The organism is Pseudomonas sp. AC242, from assembly GCF_979258655.1.
The window spans coordinates 4,727,518-4,740,596 of record NZ_OZ409873.1 but is presented as its reverse complement, the minus strand read 5'-3'; the positions used below and the strand labels follow the sequence as shown (position 1 = coordinate 4,740,596).

Genomic DNA, 13,079 nt, shown 5'->3' with positions numbered 1-13,079 from the left:
AGAGTTTGAGGCATGCGCAGATCCAACCGAGGCTTCACCCTGATCGAAATCATGATCGTGATTGCGATCATCGGGATCGTCATCACCATCGCCGCACCGAGCTATACCGAATATGTGAAAAAGGGCCGTCGCGCCGAAGTGGTGTCGCTGCTCTCGGAGCAGGCGCAGACCCTTGAACGTTTCTACACCAAGAGCAATGTCTACACCGGCGTTACCGGGCTCAGCACGGGCACTGATTTCTACACCATCACCCCGACCATCGCTGACCAGACCTTCCTGTTGACCGCCACCCGCAAGACGGGCACGGCCATGGCCACCGACAAATGCGGGGATTTCACCCTGACCAACACCGGTGTCAGAAGCATGAACAACGCGACTACCGGGCTGACCACCAAGGATTGCTGGGGCCGCTGAGGCGCTTTCTTTCGGGTGCCTTTTGCGCCCACTGTCTTTTTTACGGTTGGATCAAACATGACCAGGCAACAGCAAGTGGTGATTGTCGGTGGCGGGGTGATTGGCCTGCTGACCGCCTACAATCTCGCCTCCGAAGTACGCAGCGTGGTGCTGCTCGATCGCTCGAACCTCGGCCAGGAATCGTCCTGGGCGGGCGGCGGTATCGTTTCGCCGTTATATCCGTGGCGTTATAGCCCGGCGGTCACGGCACTGGCGCACTGGTCGCAGGATTTTTATCCACAGCTCGGCGAGCGTTTGTTCGCTGACACCGGGGTGGATCCTGAAGTACATACCACCGGCCTGTACTGGCTGGATCTGGACGATGAAGCCGAAGCGCTGGCCTGGGCCGTGCGGGAAAACCGGCCGCTGCGGGCTGTGGATATCTCGGCGGCGCATGATGCGGTGCCGGTGCTCGGTGGCGGTTTCTCCCGAGCGATCTACATGGCGGATGTCGCCAACGTGCGCAATCCGCGTCTGGTGAAATCACTGAAAGCGGCGTTGCAGGCACTGCCTAACGTGACGATTCACGAACAGTGCGAAGTCAGCGGGTTTGTCCGTGAGGGCGGGCAGGTTGTTGGCGTCGAGACGTCGAAGGGTGTGATCAACGGTGATCAGGTCGTACTGACCGCGGGGGCGTGGAGCGGTGATCTGCTCAAGACGCTGGATCTGACATTGCCGGTCGAACCAGTCAAAGGCCAGATGATTCTCTATAAATGTGCGGCAGATTTCCTGCCGGGCATGGTGCTGGCCAAAGGGCGTTATGCGATTCCGCGTCGTGACGGTCATATCCTGATCGGCAGCACGCTGGAGCACGAAGGTTACGACAAGACCCCAACCGACGTTGCGCTGGAAAGTCTCAAGGCTTCAGCGGTGGAATTGTTGCCGGCGCTGGCAGAGGCCGAAGTGGTAGGGCACTGGGCAGGGTTGCGTCCGGGGTCGCCGGAGGGCATTCCGTACATTGGCCGTGTGCCGGGGTTTGCCGGGTTGTGGCTGAACTGCGGACATTACCGCAATGGGCTGGTGCTGGCGCCAGCGTCGTGTCAGTTGTTTGCCGATGTGATGCTGGGAAGGGCGCCGATTATTGATCCGGCGCCGTATGCGCCTGAAGGCCGCATTTAGTCTGATATTTCTCTGTAGCCTGGCAGATCGCTTTCGCGAGCAGGCTCGCTCCCACAGTTGATCTTTGTCGGTCACAAAATCCAATGTGAGAGCGAGCTTGCTCGCGAAGGGGCCCTCAGTCCAAACCGAGTTTTTTCAGCCTGTAACGCATCGACCTGAACGATAGACTCAAGCGCTGCGCCGCCGCCGTACGATTCCAGCGCGTCTCCTCCAGCGCTTGCAGAATCAGCTTCCGCTCGACGTTCTCCAGGTAATCCTCAAGATTATCGATCTGCGTCAGATCGGCAATCGCGCCATCCGCCGCGCAGTTCCCCTCGCTCAAGCGCAAATCCTCTGCCTCGATCGTGCGGTTTTCACACAAGGTGTGCGCCCGTTCGAGCACGTTTTCCAGCTCCCGCACATTCCCCGGAAACCGGTAATTCTTCAGCGCTTCCAACGCCTGCGGATGCAAGCGTGCTGCCGGTTGGCCGGTGTCCTTGGCGAGGCGCTTGAGCATATTGGCTGCCAGCACTTCAATGTCATCACGGCGCTCACGCAGGGACGGCACGCGCAATTCAATCACGTTCAGGCGGTAATAAAGGTCCTGACGAAAGCGTTCGGCCGCGACCTCGGCATCGAGGTCCTTGTGCGTGGCACAGAGGATCCGCACATCGACCACGCTTTCCTGCTGACCGCCAACACTGCGCACAGCTTTTTCCTGAATTGCTCGCAGCAGTTTCACCTGCATCGACAACGGCAAGTCTGCCACTTCATCGAGGAACAACGTGCCGCCATGGGCCGCCTGAAACAGCCCCGGCTTGTCTTCGATCGCGCCGGTGAAACTGCCTTTGCGATGGCCGAAAAACTCGCTTTCCATCAGCTCCGAAGGTATTGCCCCACAGTTCACCGGCACGAACGGCTGGCTGGCGCGTGGCCCTTGTTCATGGATCAGCCGCGCGACCAGTTCCTTGCCACTGCCCGACTCGCCACTGATGTACACCGGCGCTTGGCTGCGAGCGAGTTTGTCGATTTGCTTGCGCAGACTGCGCATCGGCTGCGAATCGCCCAGCAAGCGCCGTTCTATCGTTGTAGAGCTGCCTCCTGCCGCCGGCATGCGCAGGGCCGTGCCGACCAGTTCGCGCAGGCGCGTGAGGTCGACCGGTTTGGTCAGGAAGTCGAAAGCACCTGCTTTCAAAGCGTTGATGGCCGTTTCCAGGCTGCCATAGGCGGTGATCATCGCCACCGGCAGTTGTGGATAACGTTGCTGGATGTGCTGCACCAGTTCCAGCCCCGTACCATCGGGCAGGCGCATGTCGGTCAGGCACAGATCGAAGTTCTCGCGGTTCAGCAGCGCCTGGGCTTCAGCCAGATTGCGTGCGCTGTAGGTGTCGAGCTTCATCCGTCCCAGAGTGATTTCCAGGAGTTCGCGGATGTCCGGTTCGTCGTCGACGATGAGGATTTTTTGCCGTGGGCTCGTATTCAACTTTGTTTCCGTCCGTGAGCAAAGGTGATGCGAAAGCAGCCGCCGCCTTGGCGTGATTGAAAGTCTAGGCGCGCTTGGTTGCTTTCGCACAGCTCACGGGACAGATAAAGCCCAAGGCCGGTGCCCTGGCTGCTGGTGGTGAAGAACGGTTCGAACAGATGCGACTGTTCATCGGCAGGCACGCCGGGGCCGTTGTCCTGCACTTCAAGGACCGCCAACTGGCTCTCGGGGTCGATGAACAGGGCCAGCCAGACTTGCGCCTGATCGTGCAGCAGGGCGCTGTGGCGCCAGCCGTTGCGTAACAGGTTGTCGAGAATTTGCGTGAGCTGGTTGGGGTCCATCAGCGTGGTGAAATCCCCCGAATTGATTCGCAGGTGAATCTGCTGGCGCTCACTGGCTTGTTCGCGGCTTTCAACAACGAAGTTTTCCAGCCACGGCTTGAGATCCAGTCGTTGCGGGGCGCTCTGTTGGCGGCGAGACAGTTGCAGGACGTTTTCGATGACTCGGTTCATGCGCTGGGAGTGGTCTTGAATGATCTGCGTCAGACGCCGATCGGCGCTATCGAGTTCCTCGGATTCAGCCAATAGCTGTGCGGCGTGACTGATGGCACCCAGCGGGTTGCGGATCTCATGGGAGATGCCAGCGGTCAGTCGCCCCAACGCAGCGAGTTTCAGTTGCTGAGCTTGTTGGGCGATTTGCGCGAGGTCTTCGAGAAATACCAGGGTTTGCTGGTTTGGGCTTTGTTCGAGGGCGATGAAACTCGGTTGCAGCTCCAGGCCGTTGCCGGGGATTTTCAGGCTCTGTGGGCGCAGGGTCGGGTTGTTCATCCACAGTTGCAGGCGATCAACCAGCGCCATCGAATAGTCATCGATCAGATGTCCCTGAAGTTGCGATTGCGCGAGCAGGGTTTGCGCGCTGTGGTTGGCCAGTTGCACCCGACGCGCCTCGTCGAGCACCAGAATGCCGGTGCGCATGCGTTGCAGGATCAGCGCGTTGAGGGCTTCGAGCCCCACCACTTCGCTGGCGCGTTGCTCGGCCAGGGTTTCGCTGACCTCCAGGCGTCGGATCAAGCCTTGCACCAACAGCGAGGCGGCAAAGCACAGAGCGCCGAGGGTGCCGGCCTGCAAGTATTCATTGGCGCTCAGGGGATGGTTGAAGCCGAGCAGGAAACTCGAGCCGACGATGCCCAGCGCACCGATAGCGGCGATCAACAGGCCGATGCGTCGCCGTAGCAGGGTGTTGCTGATCGCCACCGAGACAATCAGCAAATTACCCAGCGCACTGCCGACGCCGCCCGCAGCAAAGAACAATGCGCATAAAAGCAGGATATCGACGAGGGCCAGGCTGAATAGCTGCGCCGGCCGTCGTGTGTTCTCCAGGAACACCACCAACAGAATATTGAGGATCAGGTACAGCCAACTGCCACCGCGCAGCAATTCGTCATTGGCCGACGTCAGCAGGCGGTTGTCCATGTTGCTGGAGATCAGCAGCACCAGGGTGATGCCGATGCTTAAGCGGTAGAGATGATAAAGGCGCAGCAGGCGCTGCGCCTGTTTGCTGTCGGCGTGGGTGGCCTCAGCGATCACTGGAGCCCGGGCCTTGCTCGAGGTGAGCCTGGCTGCAATACCACTGTTGTTGCACGCTCAGCGCCCGGTCGCGCGGCAAATGTACGCCGCAATGGGCGCAGCGCACCATCGGTGGCGCGTCCTGTTCGCGATTTGGGCGATTGGATGGGGTGGACGCGGCAGGCGCCTTGAATTTACGCCACAACCATATCGCGGCAAAAATCACGACGATCCAGAACAATAAACGAAGCATGATGAGCGGCTTTTCGACTGATGATCCGGCAGTTTAGCCAAGGACCTGACGAGCGCACAGCGGATTAAAGCGCAGAAATGAAAAAGGGAGATCCGCAGATCTCCCTTTTCTGTACCGCCGGTGTGATCAGTCGAACACGCCGAAAGTCATGTAGCTGAACCACGAGCGGTCGGTGTTGCTCGACTCTGGTTCCGGCTCTTCGATCACGTCGCCGTTTTCGTCTTTAGGCTTGAGCTCGTTCGGGATCGCGTCTTTCGCATCCTGGAACTGCTTCTGCACGTCCTGGTTGGCGCGGGTTTCGCCCGGCGGCAGCGGTGGACGCGACTCGATCAGACCCAACGTCGCCTTGCTCAGGAACGAACGGTTGTCGGCTTCGGCAACCCGTGGCACGAACTGGCCGTCTTGCAGGCTCGGGTGGTTCGGGTAGTTGAGCTTCAGGGTTTCCAGGCTGGTGGCCGCCAGTTCGTCCAGGTGCAGACGCTGGTAGGCTTCAGTCATCACTGCCAGGCCGTCGCCGACCGATGGGGTTTCCTGGAAGTTTTCCACTACGTAACGGCCACGGTTGGCAGCGGCTACATACGCCTGACGGGTCAGGTAGTAGTCGGCCACGTGGATTTCGTAGGCGGCCAGCAGGTTGCGCAGGTAGATCATGCGCTGCTTGGCGTCCGGCGCGTAGCGGCTGTTCGGATAACGGCTGGTCAGCTGTGCGAACTCGTTGTACGAGTCGCGGGCGGCGCCCGGGTCACGCTTGGTCATGTCCAGCGGCAGGAAGCGCGCCAGCAGGCCGACGTCCTGGTCGAAAGAGGTCAGACCTTTCAGATAGTAGGCGTAATCCACGTTCGGGTGCTGCGGATGCAAACGAATGAAACGCTCGGCGGCGGACTTTGCAGCTTCCGGCTCGGCGTTCTTATAGTTGGCGTAGATCAGCTCCAGCTGTGCCTGATCGGCGTAGCGACCGAACGGATAACGCGACTCCAGAGCCTTCAGCTTGGCTGTGGCGCTGGTGTAGCTGTTGTTGTCCAGGTCAGTCTGAGCCTGCTGATACAGCTCGGCTTCGCTGAGGTTTTCGTCTACGACTTCCTTCGATGAGCAAGCAGCGGTCAATGCGAGGATGGCGATCAGCAGCAGGTGTTTCACTTGCATGGCGGCTTGCGTCCCTATGACGGCCGCTGTCTTGGGCGGGGCCGTCCTGTTATGATGAGCGCCCCGTTGAAAAGCCTCGGGGCAAAAGACGCCGTATTTAACCACAAGCGCGCAGCCGAAACCAAAAGCTGTGCCGACGCACAGTCAGAGCATGTCCGATAAAATTGAACTTCGCGCAGAGGTGCCGTCCGAATTGGGCGGCCAACGCCTCGATCAAGTCGCTGCCCAACTCTTCGCTGAGCACTCACGCTCGCGCCTTTCCGCCTGGATCAAAGAAGGTCGCCTGACTGTGGACGGGGCGGTCATCCGCCCTCGCGACATCGTGCACGGCGGTGCCATCCTTGAGCTGACTGCCGAGCAGGAAGCCCAGGGTGAATGGATCGCTCAGGACATCGAGCTCGACATCGTCTATGAAGACGACGACATTCTGGTGATCAACAAGCCTGCGGGCCTGGTGGTACACCCGGCTGCCGGTCACGCCGATGGCACCTTGCTCAACGCCTTGCTGCACCACGTGCCGGACATCATCAATGTCCCGCGTGCCGGCATCGTGCATCGTCTGGACAAGGACACCACCGGTCTGATGGTGGTGGCCAAGACCATTCAGGCGCAGACCAAGCTTGTTACTCAACTGCAGAGTCGCAGCGTCAGCCGCATCTATGAGTGCATCGTGATTGGTGTCGTGACCGCCGGGGGCAAGATCAACGCCCCGATCGGTCGTCACGGCCAGCAGCGCCAGCGCATGGCGGTGATGGAAGGTGGCAAGCCTGCCGTCAGCCACTACCGCGTGCTGGAGCGCTTCCGCTCCCACACCCACGTACGGGTGAAGCTGGAAACCGGTCGTACTCACCAGATTCGCGTGCACATGTCGCATATCAACTTCCCGTTGGTCGGTGATCCGGCGTATGGCGGCCGTTTCCGCATTCCGCCGGCGGCAAACCCGACGATGGTTGAGTCCCTCAAGCATTTCCCGCGTCAGGCCCTGCATGCGCGCTTCCTTGAACTCGATCATCCGACGACCGGTGTGCGCATGAGCTGGGAATCGCCGCTGCCAGAAGATTTCGTCTGGCTGCTGACCCTGCTCAAGCAGGATCGCGAGGCCTTCGTCGGATGAACTGGCTGACGCCGGACTGGCCTGCGCCGGCCAGCGTCAAAGCCTGCGTCACCACCCGCGAGGGCGGTGTCAGCGAGGCGCCGTTCGACAGCCTCAATCTGGGCGATCATGTCGATGATCGTCCTGAGGCTGTTGCCGAGAACCGACGGCGCCTGACCGATCACTTCTCTATACAGCCTGCCTGGTTGCAGCAAGTGCACGGGATTGCCGTGGCGCATGCTGATCCGGGCATTGTTGCGACCGCCGATGCCAGCTGGACGGCAACGCCGGGCATTGCCTGCGCGGCGATGACGGCAGATTGTCTGCCAGCATTATTCTGCGATCGTGTCGGTACTCGCGTCGCAGCGGCTCACGCCGGTTGGCGTGGTCTGGCGGCGGGTGTGCTGGAAGCGACCCTCGACAGCCTCAATGTTCCGGCTGAAGACGTTTTGGTCTGGCTCGGCCCGGCGATTGGCCCGAAGGCCTTTGAAGTCGGCCCGGAAGTGCGGGAAGTCTTTATTGATCAATTGCCCGCAGCGGCAGATGCCTTCGTGCCGAGCCACAATGCCGGCAAGTTCATGGCTGACATCTACTTGCTGGCGCGCCTGCGCCTGGCGGCTCGTGGTGTCACAGCGGTTTACGGCGGTGGCTTCTGCACCGTGACCGATCCACGCTTCTTCTCCTATCGCCGTGCTTCACGCACCGGTCGCTTCGCCTCCTTGGTTTGGCTCACCCGCTAGACTGTCTGATCTGCATCAACTGCCTGACGCTTGAATCTTGCAGAATCGACCGCATCTACAGTGGTATCTGGCAGGTTTCTTTATTCAGGATGGTTTTTTAGGTCCGGCCTGCTCAAAAGGAAGGTGACCCATGCGTATAGACCGTTTAACCAGCAAATTACAGTTGGCCTTGTCCGACGCCCAGTCGTTGGCTGTCGGCCACGATCATCCGGCCATCGAGCCGGCGCACTTGATGCAAGCCATGCTTGAACAGCAGGGTGGTTCGATCAAACCTCTGCTGATGCAGGTGGGCTTCGACGTCAACAGCTTGCGTAAAGAGCTGACCAAAGAGCTCGACCAATTACCAAAAATCCAGAACCCCACTGGCGACGTCAACATGTCGCAGGATCTGGCGCGCCTGCTTAACCAGGCTGACCGGCTGGCCCAGCAGAAGGGCGATCAGTTCATTTCCAGCGAACTGGTGTTGCTCGCGGCGATGGACGAGAACAGCAAGCTCGGCAAGTTGCTGCTCGGCCAGGGCGTGAGCAAGAAAGCTTTGGAAAACGCGATCAATAACCTGCGTGGCGGCGAAGCGGTTAACGACGCCAACCACGAAGAGTCGCGGCAGGCGCTGGATAAATACACCGTCGACCTGACCAAGCGCGCCGAAGACGGCAAGCTCGATCCGGTGATCGGTCGTGATGACGAAATCCGTCGCACCATTCAGGTTCTGCAACGCCGCACCAAGAACAACCCGGTGCTGATCGGCGAGCCCGGCGTGGGTAAAACCGCAATCGCCGAAGGCCTGGCGCAGCGCATCATCAATGGCGAAGTGCCGGACGGCCTTAAAGGCAAGCGTCTGCTCTCGCTGGACATGGGCGCGTTGATTGCCGGTGCCAAGTATCGCGGTGAGTTCGAAGAGCGCCTGAAATCGCTGCTCAACGAGCTGTCGAAGCAAGAAGGGCAGATCATTCTGTTCATCGACGAACTGCACACCATGGTCGGCGCCGGTAAGGGCGAAGGTTCGATGGACGCCGGCAACATGCTCAAACCAGCACTGGCGCGCGGCGAGTTGCACTGCGTCGGTGCGACCACGCTCAACGAGTACCGCCAATATATAGAGAAGGACGCGGCGCTCGAGCGACGCTTCCAGAAAGTATTGGTGGATGAGCCAAGCGAAGAAGACACCATCGCCATCCTGCGGGGCCTCAAAGAGCGTTACGAGGTTCACCATAAAGTGGCGATCACCGACGGCGCGATCATCGCCGCGGCCAAGCTCAGCCATCGCTACATCACTGACCGGCAGTTGCCGGACAAGGCCATCGACCTGATCGACGAGGCCGCGAGCCGTATCCGCATGGAAATCGATTCCAAGCCGGAAGTGCTCGATCGTCTGGAGCGTCGCCTGATTCAGTTGAAGGTGGAATCCCAGGCGCTGAAGAAAGAAAGCGACGAAGCGGCGATGAAACGTCTGGAAAAACTCCAGGAAGAAATCGTCCGTCTGGAGCGCGAGTACTCGGACCTGGAAGAAATCTGGAACTCGGAGAAAGCCGAGGTGCAGGGTTCTGCGCAGATTCAGCAGAAGATCGAACAGTCGCGTCAGGAGCTGGAAGCCGCACGCCGTAAGGGCGACCTTAACCGCATGGCCGAGTTGCAGTACGGGGTGATCCCGGATCTGGAGCGTAGCCTGCAAATGGTCGATCAGCACGGCAAGAGCGAAAACCAACTGCTGCGCAGCAAAGTGACTGAAGAAGAAATCGCTGAAGTTGTATCGAAGTGGACCGGCATCCCCGTGTCGAAAATGCTCGAAGGCGAGCGCGACAAGCTGATGAAGATGGAAAGCCTGTTGCACAAACGCGTGATCGGCCAGGAAGAAGCGGTGGTTGCCGTCGCTAACGCTGTACGCCGTTCGCGTGCCGGGTTGTCCGATCCGAATCGTCCAAGCGGCTCGTTCATGTTCCTCGGCCCGACCGGTGTCGGTAAAACCGAGCTGTGCAAGGCGCTGGCCGAATTCCTCTTTGATACGGAAGAGGCGATGGTGCGGATCGACATGTCCGAGTTCATGGAGAAACATTCCGTGGCGCGTCTGATCGGTGCGCCACCGGGATACGTCGGCTATGAAGAGGGCGGTTACCTGACCGAAGCGGTGCGTCGCAAGCCTTATTCGGTGATCCTGCTGGACGAAGTCGAGAAGGCTCACCCGGATGTGTTCAACATCTTGCTGCAAGTGCTTGAGGACGGTCGCCTGACTGACAGCCATGGCCGTACGGTGGACTTCCGCAATACCGTGATCGTCATGACCTCGAACCTGGGGTCGGTACAGATCCAGGAGCTGGTCGGTGATCGTGAAGCGCAGCGTGCTGCGGTGATGGATGCGCTGACGTCGCACTTCCGTCCGGAGTTCATCAACCGGGTCGACGAAGTGGTGATCTTCGAGCCACTGGCGCGGGATCAGATTGCGGGCATCACCGAGATCCAGTTGGGTCGCCTGCGTACGCGTCTGGCTGAGCGTGAGCTGAAGCTGGAACTGAGCCCGGAAGCGATGGATAAGCTGATCGCTGTCGGTTACGACCCGGTGTATGGCGCACGTCCTTTGAAACGGGCGATTCAGCGCTGGATCGAAAACCCGCTGGCGCAATTGATCCTTTCGGGTCACTTCATGCCAGGCGACACAGCAACCGGCGTGGTTGAGAACGACGAAATCGTTTTCAACTAAGTCCAAACGCCAATGAAAATTGGCAGGCCCCACCTTGTGGGGCCTTTTTTTTCGTTAGGCTGTTGAACTCAAAGGAAAAGGCTTGTAAAGTGCGCCCCGCAGTCAGTCGCCAAGACGGTCTCAGCTCACTGAGTTGAAATCTGAAATAAGTTGCAAATCATTAACTTGAAAGCAATTTAGGGGGTTGACAGAGGTGTTCTAGGTTGTAGAATAGCGCGCCTCAGACACACGAACGCAGCGATGCGAACGAGTGACTGGAAGCAACAAGTTTCACCGTTGTAAATTGAAATATGTAGTTCCGTGATAGCTCAGTCGGTAGAGCAAATGACTGTTAATCATTGGGTCCCAGGTTCGAGTCCTGGTCACGGAGCCAATTTCAAACCGGGGTATAGCGCAGTCCGGTAGCGCGCCTGCTTTGGGAGCAGGATGTCAGGAGTTCGAATCCCCTTACCCCGACCATTTTTGGGTCGTTAGCTCAGTTGGTAGAGCAGTTGGCTTTTAACCAATTGGTCGTAGGTTCGAATCCCACACGACCCACCATTTTTGAAACCAGTTAGCGCTGGGATCGAATCTTAAGATCAGAGGCCAAAAGCGCTGATCGAAGAAGGCGATCTTTGAAAGGTCGCCTTTTTTTTACCGGGGTATAGCGCAGTCCGGTAGCGCGCCTGCTTTGGGAGCAGGATGTCAGGAGTTCGAATCCCCTTACCCCGACCATATTAAAAATCCTCGTATCGAAAGATACGGGGATTTTTTTTGTCCGACAAAAACTCATTTCCCTTCAAGTCATCATACAACCTGCCGATAGCCCGCTAACACGAGGGGACTGCCATGGCTTTCGCCCCTTGAATCTGGCCAATACAAGAATAAGGGCGTGCGTCATGTTGCTTCGTCAGTTGAATATTGCTCCCCGGGCTGCCTTGGGATTTGCCCTGATTGCGGTGTTGGTCGCCTTGCTCGGCGTGTTTGCGCTGGGGCAGATGTCGAGTATTCGCGACAGTGAAGTTGCGGTAGAAAATCAGTGGCTGCCAAGCATTCGTGGCGGCGACGAGATTCGCGAGATCATGCTGCGCATTCGCACCATCTCGTTGCGCATGGCGCTGGACCAGGATGCGAACAATATCGCCACCTACCGCAGCCAGATGGACACCCGCGACAAGGAGCTGAGCGAGAAAATCGCCGCCTACGACAAACTGGTCAACACCCCGGAAGGCCAACAGTTATACGACCAGTTCAAAAAAACCTTCGCCGCGTATCGCAGCGGTATCGCTCAATCCTTCGCCCTTGCCGAGCAAGGCAAGCGTGATGAGCTGACCAAGTTGCTGTTGGTCGACATGAAAACTGTCGTCGATGGCTCCGGCAAACAACTCAACGACCTGGCAGACCTGTTTGCCAAACAGGTCGCGGCTGAAAGCCAGAAGTCCGCTGCGCACTACGAAAACTCGCGCACGATCGTCAGTTTGTTCATTGCGTTGGCCGCGCTGGCCACGGTGGCACTGGCGATGATGCTCACGCGCAGTATCGTTCGACCGCTGAGCAGTGCCGTGAGCGCCGCAGAAAGTGTGGCGCAGGGTGATCTGACCCGGCCGATCGAAACTCATGGCAACGATGAAGTCAGCCGTTTGCTCAAAGCCTTGGCGACCATGCAGCAAAACCTGCGCGAGACGCTGCAAGGCATCAGCGGTTCCGCCACGCAACTGGCGACCGCTGCCGATGAACTCAATGCGGTAACACTCGACAGTACGCAAGGGCTGCAACAGCAGAACCACGAAATCGAACAAGCCGCGACAGCGGTCAATCAGATGACGGCTGCGGTGGAAGAGGTCGCACGCAATGCGGTGTCGACCTCTGACGCGACCCGCCAGTCCAGCGAGTCGGCGCATCTGGGCCAGGTGCGTGTCAGTGAGACCGCCACGGCCATCAACGCACTGGCCAGCGATGTGCAACAGACCGGTGAGTTGGTGCAATCACTGGCCAACCAATCGCAGGACATCGGCAAAGTACTCGACGTGATTCGGGCGATCGCCGAGCAGACCAATCTGTTGGCGCTTAACGCGGCTATTGAAGCGGCGCGGGCCGGTGAGAGCGGGCGAGGTTTCGCCGTAGTGGCCGATGAAGTACGCGCGCTGGCTTATCGCACGCAGCAATCGACTCAGGAGATCGAGCAGATGGTCCAGGGCATGCGCAGCGGTTCGAGCCTGGCGCTGGATTCGATGCAGGCCAGTACCGCGCGGGCGACGACCACGCTGGCCTTGGCTGAGCGCGCCGGTGAGGCGCTGCAAACCATTACCGCGTCGGTGCATGAGATCCATGAGCGCAATCTGGTGATTGCCAGCGCTGCGGAAGAACAAGCGCAAGTCGCGCGGGAAGTGGACCGCAATCTGGTGAATATTCGGGATTTGTCGGTACGTTCTGCCGCCGGTGCCGACCAGACCAGCGCCTCCAGCCATGAGTTGTCGCAACTGGCCAATGCTTTGCAAGGCATGGTGCGGCGTTTCCAACTGTAAATAACCACACATGAAAAAGCCGCGCTTCTCACAGGAGAAGCGCGGCTTTTTT

10 protein-coding genes, 4 tRNA genes and 1 pseudogene are annotated in these 13,079 nt (G+C 59.1%); 11 read left to right on the top strand and 4 right to left on the bottom strand.

Annotation, left to right across the window (positions count from 1 at the left end):
• Window positions 1-12: 12 nt before the first annotated feature.
• Together ACZZ0A_RS21225 and thiO are read left to right on the top strand one after the other, a co-directional pair.
• Window positions 13-414 (top strand): type IV pilin protein, encoded by a 402-nt coding sequence (locus ACZZ0A_RS21225; RefSeq protein WP_007909846.1) that lies wholly within the window; start codon window positions 13-15, stop codon window positions 412-414.
• A 57-nt stretch (window positions 415-471) separates the two neighbouring features.
• Complete coding sequence (gene thiO, locus ACZZ0A_RS21220; RefSeq protein ID WP_463543698.1) at window positions 472-1,572, top strand: glycine oxidase ThiO; 1,101 nt, start codon at window positions 472-474, stop codon at window positions 1,570-1,572.
• 115 nt (window positions 1,573-1,687) lie between these two features.
• On the opposite strand, the gene ACZZ0A_RS21215 is transcribed toward thiO, so the two are convergent.
• From ACZZ0A_RS21215 to ACZZ0A_RS21200, 4 genes are all read right to left on the bottom strand, one after another.
• Entirely contained in the window at window positions 1,688-3,034 is a 1,347-nt protein-coding gene (locus ACZZ0A_RS21215) for a sigma-54-dependent transcriptional regulator (RefSeq protein WP_463543697.1), read from the bottom strand.
• Window positions 3,031-4,620, bottom strand: a complete 1,590-nt coding sequence (locus tag ACZZ0A_RS21210; protein ID WP_463543696.1) for a sensor histidine kinase — start codon at window positions 4,618-4,620, stop codon at window positions 3,031-3,033. Before ACZZ0A_RS21210 ends, ACZZ0A_RS21215 begins: the two co-directional genes overlap by 4 nt.
• On the bottom strand, window positions 4,610-4,852 hold the full coding sequence (locus tag ACZZ0A_RS21205) for a PP0621 family protein (protein WP_463543695.1): 243 nt from the start codon (window positions 4,850-4,852) through the stop codon (window positions 4,610-4,612). Before ACZZ0A_RS21205 ends, ACZZ0A_RS21210 begins: the two co-directional genes overlap by 11 nt.
• A 126-nt stretch (window positions 4,853-4,978) precedes the next feature.
• A complete protein-coding gene (locus tag ACZZ0A_RS21200) occupies window positions 4,979-5,995 on the bottom strand; it encodes an outer membrane protein assembly factor BamD (RefSeq protein WP_007909854.1) in 1,017 nt (338 codons plus the stop codon).
• Window positions 5,996-6,146: 151 nt separating this feature from the next.
• Here ACZZ0A_RS21200 and rluD point away from each other — a divergent pair, with 151 nt between their 5' ends.
• The 9 genes and pseudogenes from rluD (at window position 6,147) to ACZZ0A_RS21155 (ending at window position 13,027) form a co-directional block, all read left to right on the top strand.
• Entirely contained in the window at window positions 6,147-7,109 is a 963-nt protein-coding gene (gene rluD / locus ACZZ0A_RS21195; RefSeq protein WP_007909858.1) for a 23S rRNA pseudouridine(1911/1915/1917) synthase RluD, read from the top strand.
• Entirely contained in the window at window positions 7,106-7,828 is a 723-nt protein-coding gene (gene pgeF / locus ACZZ0A_RS21190) for a peptidoglycan editing factor PgeF (protein WP_463543694.1), read from the top strand. Before rluD ends, pgeF begins: the two co-directional genes overlap by 4 nt.
• Before the next feature lie 130 nt (window positions 7,829-7,958).
• Window positions 7,959-10,523 carry an ATP-dependent chaperone ClpB gene (gene clpB, locus ACZZ0A_RS21185; RefSeq protein WP_007909871.1) on the top strand — a complete coding sequence of 855 codons (2,565 nt, stop codon included), beginning with the start codon at window positions 7,959-7,961 and terminating at the stop codon, window positions 10,521-10,523.
• A 297-nt stretch (window positions 10,524-10,820) separates the two neighbouring features.
• A tRNA-Asn gene (locus ACZZ0A_RS21180) sits at window positions 10,821-10,896 on the top strand.
• 9 nt (window positions 10,897-10,905) lie between these two features.
• A tRNA-Pro gene (locus tag ACZZ0A_RS21175) sits at window positions 10,906-10,982 on the top strand.
• Between the two features lie 5 nt (window positions 10,983-10,987).
• A tRNA-Lys gene (locus ACZZ0A_RS21170) sits at window positions 10,988-11,063 on the top strand.
• 97 nt (window positions 11,064-11,160) lie between these two features.
• A tRNA-Pro gene (locus ACZZ0A_RS21165) sits at window positions 11,161-11,237 on the top strand.
• Window positions 11,238-11,401: 164 nt separating this feature from the next.
• A pseudogene (locus tag ACZZ0A_RS21160) lies at window positions 11,402-12,172 on the top strand (MCP four helix bundle domain-containing protein); the annotation flags it as partial.
• Window positions 12,164-13,027 carry a methyl-accepting chemotaxis protein gene (locus ACZZ0A_RS21155; RefSeq protein ID WP_409212654.1) on the top strand — a complete coding sequence of 288 codons (864 nt, stop codon included), beginning with the start codon at window positions 12,164-12,166 and terminating at the stop codon, window positions 13,025-13,027. The pseudogene ACZZ0A_RS21160 and the gene ACZZ0A_RS21155, both read left to right, overlap by 9 nt.
• The last annotated feature ends 52 nt before the right edge of the window (window positions 13,028-13,079 follow it).